We start from the raw sequence: 13598 nt of genomic DNA on the forward strand, positions 1-13598 counted from the left end.
CAGAAGGCGCACGTGGCAGAGATGCGTCGTGGAGCGGATGCGCGGATATGAAAAAGCCCCGGCGGTGCCGGGGCTCATACGTTCCAGAAATCAGCGGCTGATGGCAGCGGCGAGAGCGATGGCCGCTACAGCACCCAGGGAGCTCCACCAGAAGAGCTGCGCGCTTCGGGCCTCCTTGTCGGCCTGAACGGCGATGGCTTTTGCACGTGCTTTCGGCATCAGATCAATTCTCCCGGAGCCGGCCTCAATTTGCAGTCGACGATTTTCCAGTCGCCTGCGTCATCCTGCAGGAGAGCAAAATCGGCAGACCATTGCAAGCCAATGCGATCACGCACATAGGTCTTCACCATCGTTGCCTCGCCATCCTGGGTAACGCTGTCCACCGTCAGCCGCTTGGCATAGACGAGCGGCGGGTGGATCTTGGAGAAAAACGTGTAGGCCGCTTCTTCGGTTCCAAAGCGATCCTGCTCGTACTCCGTCGCAAAGCGCCACACGGCCTTCGGCTGCTTATTCGATAGTCCCCAGACGAAGGTCTCGACGGCGCCACGCACGGCATCTTCCTGTCCCTTGGTAAGCGCCCGGGTTTCTGGGTGGTAGGCCGCGAGGTCGAGGCGATCGGCTTTCGGAGCGGCCTGAGGGAGGATTTTGGGAAGAGGTGCGTTTAACGAATTCACTTGGACCGTGCCGATCAGCACAGTTGCCAGCACGCCTGTCGCAGCAATTGCCAGGTTTCGCCCCCAGCCTGCTTTCAGACTGAACATGGGATTGCACCTCTTCAAGAACATCGACAGGACAATTCGTTAACCCGTCGTTCAGTTCCGTGAAGATGTGGTCGTCGTTAAGAAGTTGAATTCTCGCCGTCCGGCGAATGCCTTAGCTGCCCAGGCGCAACCTCTGTTTCTAAGGCCCTGAGCTTGCCTTTGCGCCTGTTCACTTCCGCGTGAATCGGGATCGGGCCACGGCGATAAGAGCGGACCACGTCACGACGCCTGAGGCAGCAGCCTTAGGAGCGGTTTGGGAGGCGGATACGATCTACGCGCCGACTCAGCTATCTTGGGCGCAGTCAGTTGCGTTGTTCTGCGTTCCCCAAAAATAGCAGAGGTTTTGGCGCAATGACCGAAACGACCCTCTACCAGACAATCCTGCTCGAGCTCTATGCGCATACGCCCCGGGGCGCGCTTCCCAATTGGGTGATGGATGGGCTTGTCGAAGAAGGGCTCGCACATCGTGACGAGGCGAATGGCCTGGTGCTCAACGGCCCGTTTCGTCCCTTCGAGATCCGCAAGACGACCCTTCGACCGATCGAGTTACGGACGGCTGACGCCGCAGGCTAGGCGTCAGCATTGCCGTCGCGGAGAGGTTACTCCCAGAGGCCAGATCGCGGGCTGAACGAGCCCGCGATCTGATTATTCGGCAGGTTCCGGGCTTTCTTCGCTCCGTTCGGAAGCCGACGGATGCGGCTTCCACCCGGTCTTTTCGCGCATCCATTGGAAGACGCCGAAGAGGAGCGGGATCAGGAAGATGCCGATCGTCGCCGCACCGATCATACCGGCGAAGACCGGAATACCCACTGCCTGCATGGATCCAGCGCCCGGGCCGGTCGCTCGCACGAGCGGGATAAGACCGGCGATAAAGGCGAAGCTTGTCATCATCACGGGACGGAAACGCAGCCTTGCGCCTTCGACCGCCGCGTCGTGAAGGTCCATGCCGAATTCGCGTTGTTCCAACGCGAAGGCGTTGATCAGGATGGCGTTCTTCGCTGACAGCGCGATCAGAACGACGACACCGATCTGTGCATAGAGGCTGAAGTTCGCGCCAACCCACCAGATCGCAAAGATGGCACCGAACATGGCGCTGATCGTTGACAGCAACACCGGGATCGGCACGTTCCAGCTCTCATAAAGTGCGACCAGGAACAGGAAGGCGAAGACGACTGCCGCGCCAAGAACGATTGGTGTCTGGCCGGCCGATTGCTTCTGTTCAAGCGCCTGGCCCGTCCATTCATAGCCGTAACCGCTTGGCAGGGATTTCGCGACCTGTTCCATGGCGTCAGTCGCATCACCGTCGCCGAAGCCCGGCGCGGGGGAGCCCTGGATGGAGACCGAGCGGTAATTGTTGTAGCGCGTCAGGCTGCGTGGGCCGACGGTCAGTTCGGCACGCGCGAAGGTCGAAAGGGGCACCATCTCGCCGGAGTTGTTGCGCACTTCGATGTCATAAATGTCATCGATCGATGTGCGGAATTCCTTCTCCGCCTGCATGCGGACCGTCCATGTGCGGCCGAACAGATTGAAATCGTTGATATAATATCCGCCGAAGGTGGACTGCAGAGCGGCGAAGATCTCGTTGATCGGTACGCCGAGCGTCTGCGCCTTCGTGCGATCGATATCCAGACGGATCTGCGGCGTCTCGGCCTCGAAGTTCGCGTAGACACGCGTCAGTTGTGGCTGTTGGTTGGCCTGGACCAGCAAACCGCGCATCACGGCCGCAAGCTCCGAGGGCTCTTGTCCCTGCAGAGCTTCGAGCACGAACTCAAAGCCGCCGAAAGAACCCACGCCCGAAATTGCCGGCGGCTGCAGAGGAATGAACTGCGCGTCCGGAATGGTCGAAAGGCCGCCATAAAGCCGTCCGATGACGGAGCCGATCGCAAGGTCGGGTGACTGGCGCTCGTCGTATGGCTTCAATCCCAGGAACATCAGGCCTGCATTGGAGGCCGCGCCGCCGCCCAGAAGGTCGAAGCCGAGGACGGTGCCGATGCTCTCCACGCCCGGATCCTGACGGATGATGGCTTCCGCCTTCTGCGCCGCGATATCGGTGCGGTTCAGCGAGGCGCCAGGCGGCAGGTTCATGATGACAATGACGAAGCCCTTGTCTTCATTCGGGAGAAAGCCGGCTGGCGTGCGCAAGAACATGTAGCCCGTGGCCGCGCCGATCGCGACGAGGAGCACGAGCGAGATCACGGCCACGTTCATCAGCTTGCTGATGATCCAGGCATAGCCATGACCGACTTTGTCGACGGCATGGGTGATGCCGCGCATGATCTTGATCGGTTCGCCAGACCGCAGGAAAAGGGCGCACAGCGCCGGCGACAAGGTCAGTGCGTTGATGGCCGAAATCACCATGGCGGCCGAAATCGCGACGGCAAACTGGCGGAAGAGGGCGCCCGAGGAGCCCGGCAAGAAGGCGACCGGCACGAAAACCGACAACAGCACCAAAGTGATGGCAATGATCGGTCCGACGATTTCGCTCATCGCCTTATGAGTGGCCTCATTCGGCGTGAGATGCGGATCCTCCTCCATCACGCGTTCGACGTTCTCAACGACGATGATGGCGTCATCGACGACGATGCCGATGGCGAGCACCAGAGCGAGAAGTGAGATCGTGTTCGCGCTGTAGCCGAAGGCGTACATGATCGCGAGCGCACCGATGATGGCAACCGGCACGGCGATCATCGGAATGAGGGTCGCTCGGAAACGTCCGATGAAGATAAACACGACGATCGCGACCAGAACGAAGGCCTCGATAAGGGTCGACACGACCTTCTCGATCATCGTTCCGACAAAGTCGGCCGCGTTGTAGATGTATTTGTACTCAAGCCCCTCGGGGAAGCGCTCCGACAGCTCTTCGAGCCGATTCGTGACGTTGGTTGCGACGGTCACAGCATTGGCGCCGGGGGAGAGATAGGTGGCAACGGCGGCCATCGGCTTGCCGTTGTAGCGGGCAATGACGCCGTAATTCTCCGACGCCAGCTCGACCCTCGCCACGTCACCTAGCCGGACGACCGATCCGTCCGGGTTGGAGCGGAGGATGATATTGCGAAACTCCTCCGCGTCGGTCAGCCGTCCCTTGGTATTGATCGTCAGTTCGAGCCGCTGAGCGTCGACGAGGGGGGCTGCACCAACCTTACCCGCGGCCGCCTGCACGTTCTGCGATTCGACCGCAGCGGCGATATCGGCCGGCGTGAGCTCGAGATTGCTAAGCTTCTGCGGGTCAAGCCAGATCCGCATGGCGTAATCGCGCTCGCCGAAGACCTGAACGTTGCCGACACCGTTGACGCGTTTCAGCTCGTCTATGACGTTGAGGGCGACGAAGTTGGCGATGAACAATTCGTCGAAGCGATTGTCCGGCGAATAGAACAGGAAGACTTGGAGCTGGTCGCGCGAGGCACGCGCCACGTTGATGCCGACCGAACGGACTTCGGCCGGCAGCTGGCTTTCCACCTGTGCCACCCGGTTTTGCACGTTGATGGCGGCAACGTCGGGGTCTGTGCCAAGCTCGAAGGTGACGTTGAGCTCATAGGAACCATCCGAGCTCGACGTCGATTTCATGTAGCGCATGTCCTCGACGCCGTTGATGGCACTTTCGAGGGGCTGCGCAATCGCCTGTTCGACGGTTTCGGCGCTTGCACCGATATATTGCGTGGAGACGCTGATCGTCGGAGGCGCGATGTCCGGATATTGGGCAACCGGAATCACCGCGATCGAAATGAGCCCGACCAGTGTGATCAGGATCGAGATGACGAAGGCCAGTCGAGGCCGGCGGATGAAGACGTCAAAGATCATGCCGTGTGGGCCTTCAAAGTGTCACGCGATGTGGCTTACTTGTTGGTTGAAGGAGCTGCGGTCGACGCTTGCTCGTCCGGGGTGACGTCCTGTGGTGCGACTTGCATGCCCGGCTGTGCCTTCTGCTGACCTGCGACGATCACCCTGTCACCGGCCTCAAGGCCTTCGGTGACGACAATCGCAGGACCGCGCTGCTCACCTGTTTCGATGCGACGCTGCTCGACCTTGTTCTCGTCATTGACGATGAGCGTATAGGTGCCCTGCTGATCGATGAGCATGGCCGATTGCGGCATCAAGAGCTTTTCTTCGGGCTTACGTGCGGCGACGATCACGTCGACAAGCTGCTTGTCGTACAAGACGCGGTCGGGGTTTGCGACGCCCGCCCGCACCATCACCGAATCCGTACCCTCGTTCGCCTCGATGTTGGTGAAGAGAATCTCGCCTTGTTGGTCGTAGATGCTGCCATCGGCGAGACGCAACTTGATGACGACGTCGTTCCTTTGTTTCTCGGTCTGACCGATGTTGATGAGACGGCGCTGCGGCACAGGAAAGGCAACGCGCATCGGGTCTTGCTGGACGATTCGTGCAAGAGCTCCGCTATCGGGACCGATGAATGCGCCTTCCGAGAAGGCTGCAACACCGATACGCCCGCTGATCGGCGCCGTGATTTTCGTGTAGCCCAGATCGAGCTGCGCCAGTTTGAGAGACGCTTCGTTCTGACGAAGAGTGGCCTCGGCCTGATCTCGGTTGGCGCGCGCTTCGTCGAGCGAAGCCTGCGAGCCGGTATTGCGCTCCCGCAGCGTCTGCTGGCGCTCGTAGCTGAGGTTGGCGAGCTCGAGGGCGGCACGCGCATTCTGAACAGCCGCCTCGGCTTGGGAGACTGCCGCTTCGTAGGATGCCGCGCCGATGGTGAAGAGCACCTGGCCCTTTTCGACCTCGGCGCCTTCCTCGAATTGACGCGGCCCGAGATACCCTTGCACGCGCGCCCGGATTTCGACGCTTTCTGCGGCTTCGATCCGACCGGTGAAGACTTGCTGCTCGGTCACATCACCGAGTTTAACCTGCTCGACGTTGACCGCAGGCGGAGCTCCGGCCCCAGGTGCTCCCTGAGCCAACAGCGGGGCAGGTGAGAGCACCAGCGCCAGTGCGAGCGCGGCGCGCATAGGAAAGGTGCGACGCCCCGTTGCCGGGGAGGGAAGGCGAAGATCGATCATCTAGGAGCTACCAGTTCGAATGCACGCGCCACGTTCGGTGCGCTCACTTCCGGCGATGACATAATTCCTGCCATCAAAAAAGCAAACAGTTGAGTACCGATTCCAGTGTAGGGGTTACCAAATAGACGTATGGTGACCTTGGAGGCTGCGGCCTGACGCATCTACACAAATCTGTGATCCGACGCAGACGACACACTGGCGTCTCTGAGGCCACAGAGCCGCTCGGGTCGAGGTCGTCACCCGTATCTTAGGTACGATCTGTCCCCGTGCCTCCGGTGCGGACACGAGGAAAATGGTGAGCCCTGTGGGACTCGAACCCACGACCTACTGATTAAAAGTCAGTTGCTCTACCGGCTGAGCTAAGGGCTCTCAGCGCGGGCGGACCCTATGGAACAGGCCGTGGCGGGTCAAGCCGTTTTGGTTCAGGAGAGCCCCGTATACCGGGCTTTTGTCCATCGCCGGATGCCGAGCCAAGGTCGTGGTCATGTGGACGGCAGTGTCGCGAGTATCAAGCCGGGGAGAACAAGCCCCAGCCCCAGCGCATGATAGGTGTGGAATTCCTCCCCCAGGAAGATCATGGCGAGCAGGACCCCGTAGGGAGGCAGCAGGTAGAGGAACATGCCGGTGACCCCCGGTCCAAAGACTTTTACCCCGTGCTGGTAGGCAAGAAAGGCGAGGACGGAGGAGATGAAAGCGAGACCCGCGATCGACAGCCACGCGGACACGGAAGATGGAAATGCCTCCTGCACGACGGCTTCCACCGCAAAGAACGGCAGTAGAACGAGCGCCCCGGCCGCAACGATGGCTGTAAAGAGCGGCAAGGTCGGCACGGTGTGAAGTGAGCCGCGACGCAACAGGACCGAATAGACGGCCCAGGAGAAGGCGCACAGCGCGATCAACAGATCGCCTGCATTCAGTTCGAGAGCGATGAGCCGGCCGAGATCTCCACGCAGTACGATGACGGCGACGCCGATGAAGGCAAGCGCCACTCCGATTGCCTGGCGCAGTGCAATGCGCTTGCCGCGGAACAGCCATTCGAGCACGAGAATCATCACGCCGGACGAGGTGTAAATCAGTGTCGCGTTGGTGGCGTTGGTGTGGCGGAGAGCGAGATAGACGATCGCCCCGCACACCCCCATGCCGAGAAAGCCCAGAACAAGAAGCAGACGCCAGTTTTCCATGAGCGTCTTGCGGTGTTGTCTCAATCCCGAGGCGGCGAGTGGGAGCAGGAGGAGAAGTGCCATCGTCCAGCGCAAGAAGGCGAGGGTGAATGGCTCGACCGTGGTCACCGCCGCGCGTCCGATCACGAGATTGGAAGAGAAGAAGAGCGGCATGAGCGCCAGAAGAGTGATGTCGCGCAGGCGGTTTGAGGAAGCTTGCATTGTTTCGGAGGGGCTTTCGGCTTCGACATACCTGCGCTAACGGGCTGGCAGAATTTGCGCAAGCTGCGGCCCCTCAAGGAACGCTGCATCAGGAAAGGGACATATGTCTCCGCTTACGACCATCATTCTCGCTGCGGGCGAGGGCACCCGCATGCGTTCGGCCTATCCAAAAGTTCTGCACCCGATCGGCGGACTTCCGATGCTCGCCTTTGCGATGCGTGCGGCCCAGGCGGCCGGAGCGGAGCGTCTCGGCGTCGTCATCGGGCCGGGACACGACTCTGTCCGGGCCCTGGTTGCCAACGAAACGCCGCAAGCCGAAGTCTTCGTGCAGGAGGAGAGACGCGGAACGGGACACGCCGTCATGCAGGCACGTCCGCTTTTGGTGCGTGCGGAAGGTGTGGTGCTGGTGCTCTTCGGAGACACGCCTTTTGTGACGGCTGAGACGATCTCGTGTCTTGTCGGTCTGATCGACGAGGGGGCCGCCCTCGCCGTCGCAGGCATGCGCCCGCCGTCTCCTGCAGGCTACGGCAGACTTGTCACCGAAGAGGGCCGCCTTCTCGCGATCCGCGAGGACAAGGATGCTTCACCGGAAGAGAAGAAAATCGGGCTCTGCAACGCGGGGCTTATGGCGTTCCGTGCCGCCGACATGCTGTCTTTGCTCGAGGCGATCGACAGCGACAACGCGCAGGGCGAGTTCTATCTGACGGACGCGGTTGCGATCGCCAATCAGCGAGGCCTTGCGGTCAAAGCCGCGGAGATCTCTTTCGACGAGGTCTTCGGTGTCAACGACAGGGTGCAGCTTGCCGAGGCCGAAGCTCGTTTCCAAACCGGCCGCCGTCGACAGGCGATGATGGAGGGCGCCAGCCTCGTTGCGCCGGAGACGGTGTTCTTTTCGTACGACACCGAGCTTGGGCGCGACGTCACCGTCGAGCCGAACGTCATCTTCGGCCCTGGGGTCCGCGTTGAAGCGGGGGTCAAGATCCGGGGCTTTTCCCATCTCGAAGGCTGCGTCGTAAAAGCCGGGGCGGAGATCGGGCCGTTTGCACGCTTGCGACCGGGGGCCGATATCGGTGCGAAGGCAAGGGTTGGAAATTTCTGCGAGGTGAAGGCAACGACGCTGGGGGATGGCGCGAAGGTCAACCATTTGACCTATCTCGGGGATGCCTTGGTCGGCGCTGGAACCAATATCGGCGCCGGCACGATCACCTGCAATTACGATGGCTTCGGCAAATTTCGCACGGAGATCGGAGAGGACGCCTTCATCGGTTCCAATTCGTCTCTTATCGCGCCGGTCTCAATCGGCCACGGCGCTTATGTCGGGTCCGGGAGCGTGATTACCGATGATGTTGCTCCAGATGCGCTTGCGATCGCTCGCGGTCGACAGGTGCAAAAGCCGGATTGGGCGAAGTCCTTTCGGGCGCGCCACGGGAAAAAGTGAAGCTGCTGACCAGCGTGCCGGACGGTTTCGTCACACTGTGTCATGGCAATTGATTTCCTCGGTGCCGACAGCTTCGGCATGATCGCACCGATGGAAGGGGAGTACTTCTAAATATGTGTGGCATTGTCGGAATCGTCGGAACGACCCCGGTCGCTCCGCGGCTGTTGGATGCACTCAAGCGGCTTGAATACCGAGGATACGATTCGGCTGGTATCGCGACGCTGGAGAACAAGGAGCTCACGCGCGAGCGCGCCAAGGGCAAGCTCGTCAATCTCGAGAACCGCCTGCACCAGCACCCGCTTTCCGGTTTGATCGGCATCGGCCATACACGCTGGGCGACCCATGGAGCGCCGACGGAAGTCAACGCGCATCCGCATGCAACGGAAAGCGTCGCTGTCGTCCACAATGGCATCATCGAGAATTTTCAGGAATTGCGGTCGGAAATCCGGGCAGCCGGACGAACGCTGCAGACCGACACCGACACTGAGGTTGTCGCGCATCTCATCACTCTGGCACTCGCCCGCGGGCTCGATCCGGTGGCCGCAGCGGCGGAGACGCTGGCGAAACTCGAGGGCGCTTTCGCTCTCGCCATCCTCTTCGCACATGAGGACGACCTTCTCATCGCGGCACGCCGGGGCAGCCCGCTCGCCATCGGCTACGGCGATGGTGAGATGTATCTCGGCTCCGATGCCATCGCGCTTGCGCCGTTCACCAACCGGATCACCTATCTCGAAGATGGCGATTGGGCGGTCGTACGCCGCAAGAGCGTGACCATCTACGACGAGAACGGTGTCGAAGCACGGCGGCCGGTTTCGCACTTCGTCGCCTCGAATCTCATGGTCGACAAGGGCAATCATCGACACTTCATGCTCAAGGAGATCTACGAGCAGCCCGAAGTCGTGGCGCATACTCTCGGCCATTACGTGGATTTCGCGGAACGGCGTGTGGCGCTGCCGGAGGGAGCCGAGATCGATTTTGCGGGGCTCGACCGTCTCGCCATGTCGGCCTGCGGAACAGCATTTTACGCTGCTCTTGTCGGGCAATACTGGTTTGAGCAGCTGGCCCGCCTGCCGGTCGATCTCGATATCGCTTCGGAGTTTCGCTACCGGGAGGTTCCTCTCAGCGCCAATGGGCTGTCCCTGTTCATTTCGCAGTCCGGGGAAACGGCCGACACGCTTGCCTCGCTGCGCTATTGCCGTGCGCATGGGCAGAAGATCGGTGCGATCGTCAACGTCCCCACATCTTCGATTGCGCGCGAGGCCGATTACATTCTGCCGACACTGGCCGGCCCCGAGATCGGCGTCGCCTCGACGAAGGCGTTCACCTGCCAGCTCACGACGCTCCTCGCGCTTGCGATCGGTGCCGGACGGCAGCGCGGACATCTTTCGCGGGAGGATGAAGAAAAACTTGTTCAGGCCGCAATCGAGATGCCCCGACATCTCTCGCAGGCGCTCAAGCTCGAGGACGAGATCGAAGGGCTGGCGAAGGAGCTGTCACGTGTCAAACACGTGCTCTATCTCGGCCGTGGCAAGAGTTTTCCGCTGGCGCTCGAAGGCGCCCTGAAGCTCAAGGAGATCTCCTATATTCACGCCGAGGGCTATGCGGCCGGCGAACTGAAGCACGGGCCGATCGCGCTCATCGATGAGACAATGCCGGTCATCGTGGTGGCGCCTTACGACAAGGTCTTCGACAAGACCGTCTCCAACATGCAGGAGGTCGCGGCTCGCGGCGGGCGAATCATCCTCCTCACGGACGAAGAAGGAGCGCGAAGTGCCGCTGTCGATACGATGAAGACCCTCATCCTGCCGAGCATGCCGGCAGCGATCGCGCCCATCGTGTATGCTGTGCCGGTGCAGCTTTTGGCCTATCATACTGCGGTTTTTATGGGCACCGATGTCGATCAGCCCCGCAATCTCGCCAAGTCCGTGACGGTCGAATAGAGCCCAAAATTTTCGCGCGCAGTCAGGCGCGACGAGCGTTATGATGGGTGATCTGGCACCTTCGCCAGTGGGACATTGTGGATGGAAACCGAGGACGCAGAGCGGGGGGCAAGGCCGCAGCGGCGGCACTCGAAAGCGGGGCTCAGGCTCCGCAATTATTTCCTGACCGGTATCGTCGTTGCCGCGCCGATCGGCATTACGTTTTATCTGACCTGGGCGTTCGTCGCCTGGGTGGATGGATGGGTGAAGCCGCTCATCCCTCACGCTTACAATCCCGACAATTATCTGCCCTTCTCGGTTCCGGGTTTCGGGCTCATCGTCGCCATCTTCCTTCTGACGATGTTGGGATTTCTGACCGCCAACCTGGTCGGGCGCACTATTGTGGCCTACGGCGAGCTCCTGCTCGATCGTATGCCGCTCGTGCGCAATCTCTACCGGGCCCTGAAACAGATCTTCGAGACGGCTCTTTCACAGTCGAGCCGCTCGTTTCAGCAGGTCGGGCTGATCGAATATCCCAGGCGCGGGTTGTGGGCGCTGGTCTTCATCGCCACCGATACCAAGGGTGAGATCGCCGAGCGTCTCAAAGAAAGCGACACCGATACGATGGCCGTCTTTCTGCCGACGACGCCCAATCCGACCTCTGGTTTTCTGCTCATCGTGCCGCGCCAGGATGTCATCCTGCTCGATATGACTGTCGAGGAAGGCGCCAAGCTCGTCATTTCCGCAGGTCTCGTTGCCCCGGAATATCATCGCAAGACCAAAGCTCTCGCCCGTGAGGCCAAGGAAGCCGCGGATGATGAGAGAGAGGCGGCCGAATAGACGGCGCAGCTTTCTCGCGTGTTGCTTTTGCTGATGCGCTCAGCCCGAGCGCATCAGCCGAATCGCTTCGTCTCTGCCGAAAAGATAGAGAAGACAGCGGATGGCCTCGCGACCCGCATCTCCGCCTTTCTCTTCTCGGGCGAGGATGAGCTTTGCCTCATCGCGCGCAAGCGCCAGAAGGTCACCGTGGAATTCCGGCCGGGCAAGCCGGAAGCCCGGCATGCCGGACTGGCGTGTTCCGAGAAGATCGCCTTCGCCGCGAAGCTTCAGATCCGCTTCGGCGATGACGAAGCCATCATTCGTGTCCCGCATCACCTTCAGCCGTTCGCGCGCCGTTTCGCTCAAGGGCGGCTTGTAGAGGAGGAGACAGCTTGAAGGCTTGTCGCCACGTCCGACGCGGCCGCGCAGCTGATGCAGCTGTGCAAGGCCGAAACGTTCGGCATGCTCGATGACGATGATGGAGGCGTCCGGTACATCTACGCCGACCTCGATCACGGTGGTCGCCACGAGGACCGCGCCGCCCGCCTCCCGGAAACGTTGCATCGCCGCTGCCTTTTCGGAAGCCTTCATGCGTCCGTGGAGGAGGAGGGCCTGTGCGCCGAACATCTTTTCGAGGTCGCGAAAGCGTTCTTCGGCCGCCGCCACGTCGAGTGATTCCGATTCCTCGACGAGCGGGCAGACCCAATAGACCTTTTCGCCTTTGTCGATGGCCGAACGGATTCGCTCTTTCACTTCTAAGAGCCGTTCGGAGGAGGCGACGCGGGTGTCGATCGGGCGCCGTCCTGCCGGCTTTTCGCGCAGCTCGGAGATTTCCATATCGCCGAAATAGGTGAGAACGAGCGTGCGAGGGATCGGGGTTGCCGTCATGACGAGGAGGTCCGGCGCGCTTCCTTTGGCCGACAAGAGCATGCGCTGGTGCACGCCGAAGCGGTGCTGCTCGTCGACGATGACGAGACCGAGATCCTTGAAGGCCACGCTCTCTTGAAAGAGCGCATGCGTGCCGATCGCAATATCGATGTTACCGGCTGCGAGCGCTGCGAGCTTTTCGCCACGGCCGGCGATTTCCTTGCCGGTGAAGAGCGCGGCTTTCAGCCCAATCGATTCGGCAAGCGGCGCGATCGTCGCGAAATGCTGGCGCGCCAGGATCTCGGTCGGTGCCATCAAGGCGGCTTGTCCGCCATCCTCGCTGACATCGAGGATGGCGGTGAGAGCGACCAGCGTCTTGCCGGAGCCGACGTCGCCTTGAAGAAGACGCAGCATCCGCTCGGGCGCACGCAGATCTTTGCGGATGTGAGCGATGGTATCTTGCTGGGCTTGCGTGAGAGCAAAAGGCAAGAGCGCTTGCAGCTTGGCGGCGCGCTCGCCAGAAAACCGGCGTGCCTTGCCGGCAGTCTTGCGGGCGTTGCGGCGCACCAGCCCAAGAGTGAGCTGACTTGCCAGCAATTCGTCGAAAGCAAGGCGCCGCCAGGCGGCGGCTTCGGGAAGGAGTGCTGCGGCCTCCTGTGGCCTGTGCATCGTCGCGAGAGCCTCGGTAAGCGAGGGCCATTTCTCCCGCCCCATAAGGTCCGACGTGATCCATTCCGGTAATGTCGGCGCCCGGTCGAGCGCCGCCCTGACGATCTTGCCGAGGACTCGGGAGGAGAGGCCCTCCGTGAGCGGATAGATCGGCTCGACCATTTGGATCTTGTCGGCCTCGCCCGGCTCCATCACCTCTGGATGGACGATCTGGGCGCGATAATCGAACCAGTCGAGACGCCCCGAGATCGTGCGGGTCGCGCCGAGAGGCAGGATCTTTTCGATCCACTGGCTGCGGATGTTGAAGAAGATGAGCTCCACGGTGCCGCGGCCGTCGTCGATGATGACGCGATAAGGCGCGCGCGAATGCCGGCGTGGCGCTTCATGATGCTCCACTTTACCGGTTACGACGACATGGCCTTGCTGTGGAAGCTCGTCCAGGCTAGCGATCTGCTGTCGCGCAATCGCTGAAACCGGCAGATGGAAGAGCAGGTCGCGCACAAGAGGTGGCCCCTCGGCCACACCGGTCACCCGTGCGAGAAGCTTCTCCACTTTCGGTCCCACCCCAGGCAGCGAGGCGGCCTCAGCAAAAAGCGGATCGAGAAGGGCGGGGCGCATACCTCTTCCTGCCTTGCGCTGCGCGTTGCGGCAAGACGGATCTCTTGCCCGCTTGGTATGAGTGGATAAATCTTGGTGGGACGTGAGCTCCCGCCCCATAAGGAATGTGACAC

At 61.2% G+C, this 13598-nt stretch carries 10 protein-coding genes and 1 tRNA gene; 4 read left to right on the plus strand and 7 right to left on the minus strand.

Annotated elements, in window-relative coordinates:
- Positions 1 to 90: 90 nt before the first annotated feature.
- Positions 91 to 219, minus strand: a complete 129-nt coding sequence (locus J2R99_RS14830; RefSeq protein WP_255701279.1) for a hypothetical protein — start codon at positions 217 to 219, stop codon at positions 91 to 93.
- A complete protein-coding gene (locus J2R99_RS14835; RefSeq protein ID WP_307155175.1) occupies positions 219 to 761 on the minus strand; it encodes a hypothetical protein in 543 nt (180 codons plus the stop codon). Before J2R99_RS14835 ends, J2R99_RS14830 begins: the two co-directional genes overlap by 1 nt.
- 351 nt (positions 762 to 1112) lie before the next feature.
- Here J2R99_RS14835 and J2R99_RS14840 point away from each other — a divergent pair, with 351 nt between their 5' ends.
- A complete protein-coding gene (locus J2R99_RS14840; protein WP_307155176.1) occupies positions 1113 to 1334 on the plus strand; it encodes a hypothetical protein in 222 nt (73 codons plus the stop codon).
- Between the two features lie 72 nt (positions 1335 to 1406).
- Here the strand turns inward: J2R99_RS14840 and J2R99_RS14845 are convergent, their stop codons facing one another.
- The 4 genes from J2R99_RS14845 to J2R99_RS14860 form a co-directional block, all read right to left on the minus strand.
- Positions 1407 to 4559 (minus strand): efflux RND transporter permease subunit, encoded by a 3153-nt coding sequence (locus J2R99_RS14845; RefSeq protein WP_307155177.1) that lies wholly within the window; start codon positions 4557 to 4559, stop codon positions 1407 to 1409.
- 35 nt (positions 4560 to 4594) lie between these two features.
- Positions 4595 to 5773 carry an efflux RND transporter periplasmic adaptor subunit gene (locus tag J2R99_RS14850; RefSeq protein ID WP_307155178.1) on the minus strand — a complete coding sequence of 393 codons (1179 nt, stop codon included), beginning with the start codon at positions 5771 to 5773 and terminating at the stop codon, positions 4595 to 4597.
- Between the two features lie 293 nt (positions 5774 to 6066).
- A tRNA-Lys gene (locus J2R99_RS14855) sits at positions 6067 to 6142 on the minus strand.
- Between the two features lie 113 nt (positions 6143 to 6255).
- Positions 6256 to 7155 (minus strand): DMT family transporter, encoded by a 900-nt coding sequence (locus J2R99_RS14860; protein WP_307155179.1) that lies wholly within the window; start codon positions 7153 to 7155, stop codon positions 6256 to 6258.
- 103 nt (positions 7156 to 7258) lie between these two features.
- On the opposite strand from J2R99_RS14860, the gene glmU reads away from it, so the two are divergent.
- The 3 genes from glmU (at position 7259) to J2R99_RS14875 (ending at position 11352) form a co-directional block, all read left to right on the plus strand.
- Positions 7259 to 8593: a bifunctional UDP-N-acetylglucosamine diphosphorylase/glucosamine-1-phosphate N-acetyltransferase GlmU gene (glmU, locus tag J2R99_RS14865; RefSeq protein ID WP_307155180.1), complete on the plus strand. Its 1335-nt coding sequence runs from the start codon at positions 7259 to 7261 to the stop codon at positions 8591 to 8593.
- Between the two features lie 113 nt (positions 8594 to 8706).
- Positions 8707 to 10533, plus strand: a complete 1827-nt coding sequence (gene glmS, locus J2R99_RS14870) for a glutamine--fructose-6-phosphate transaminase (isomerizing) (protein ID WP_307155181.1) — start codon at positions 8707 to 8709, stop codon at positions 10531 to 10533.
- Between the two features lie 81 nt (positions 10534 to 10614).
- Positions 10615 to 11352: a DUF502 domain-containing protein gene (locus J2R99_RS14875; RefSeq protein WP_307155182.1), complete on the plus strand. Its 738-nt coding sequence runs from the start codon at positions 10615 to 10617 to the stop codon at positions 11350 to 11352.
- Positions 11353 to 11391: 39 nt separating this feature from the next.
- Here the strand turns inward: J2R99_RS14875 and recG are convergent, their stop codons facing one another.
- The gene (gene recG / locus J2R99_RS14880) at positions 11392 to 13584 is read right to left on the minus strand and encodes an ATP-dependent DNA helicase RecG (protein WP_307155183.1); all 2193 of its coding nucleotides are present in this window, start codon (positions 13582 to 13584) and stop codon (positions 11392 to 11394) included.
- Positions 13585 to 13598: the final 14 nt, after the last annotated feature.

Origin of the sequence: Rhodopseudomonas julia, from assembly GCF_030813515.1 — a bacterium.
Lineage (GTDB): Bacteria > Pseudomonadota > Alphaproteobacteria > Rhizobiales > Afifellaceae > Afifella > Afifella julia.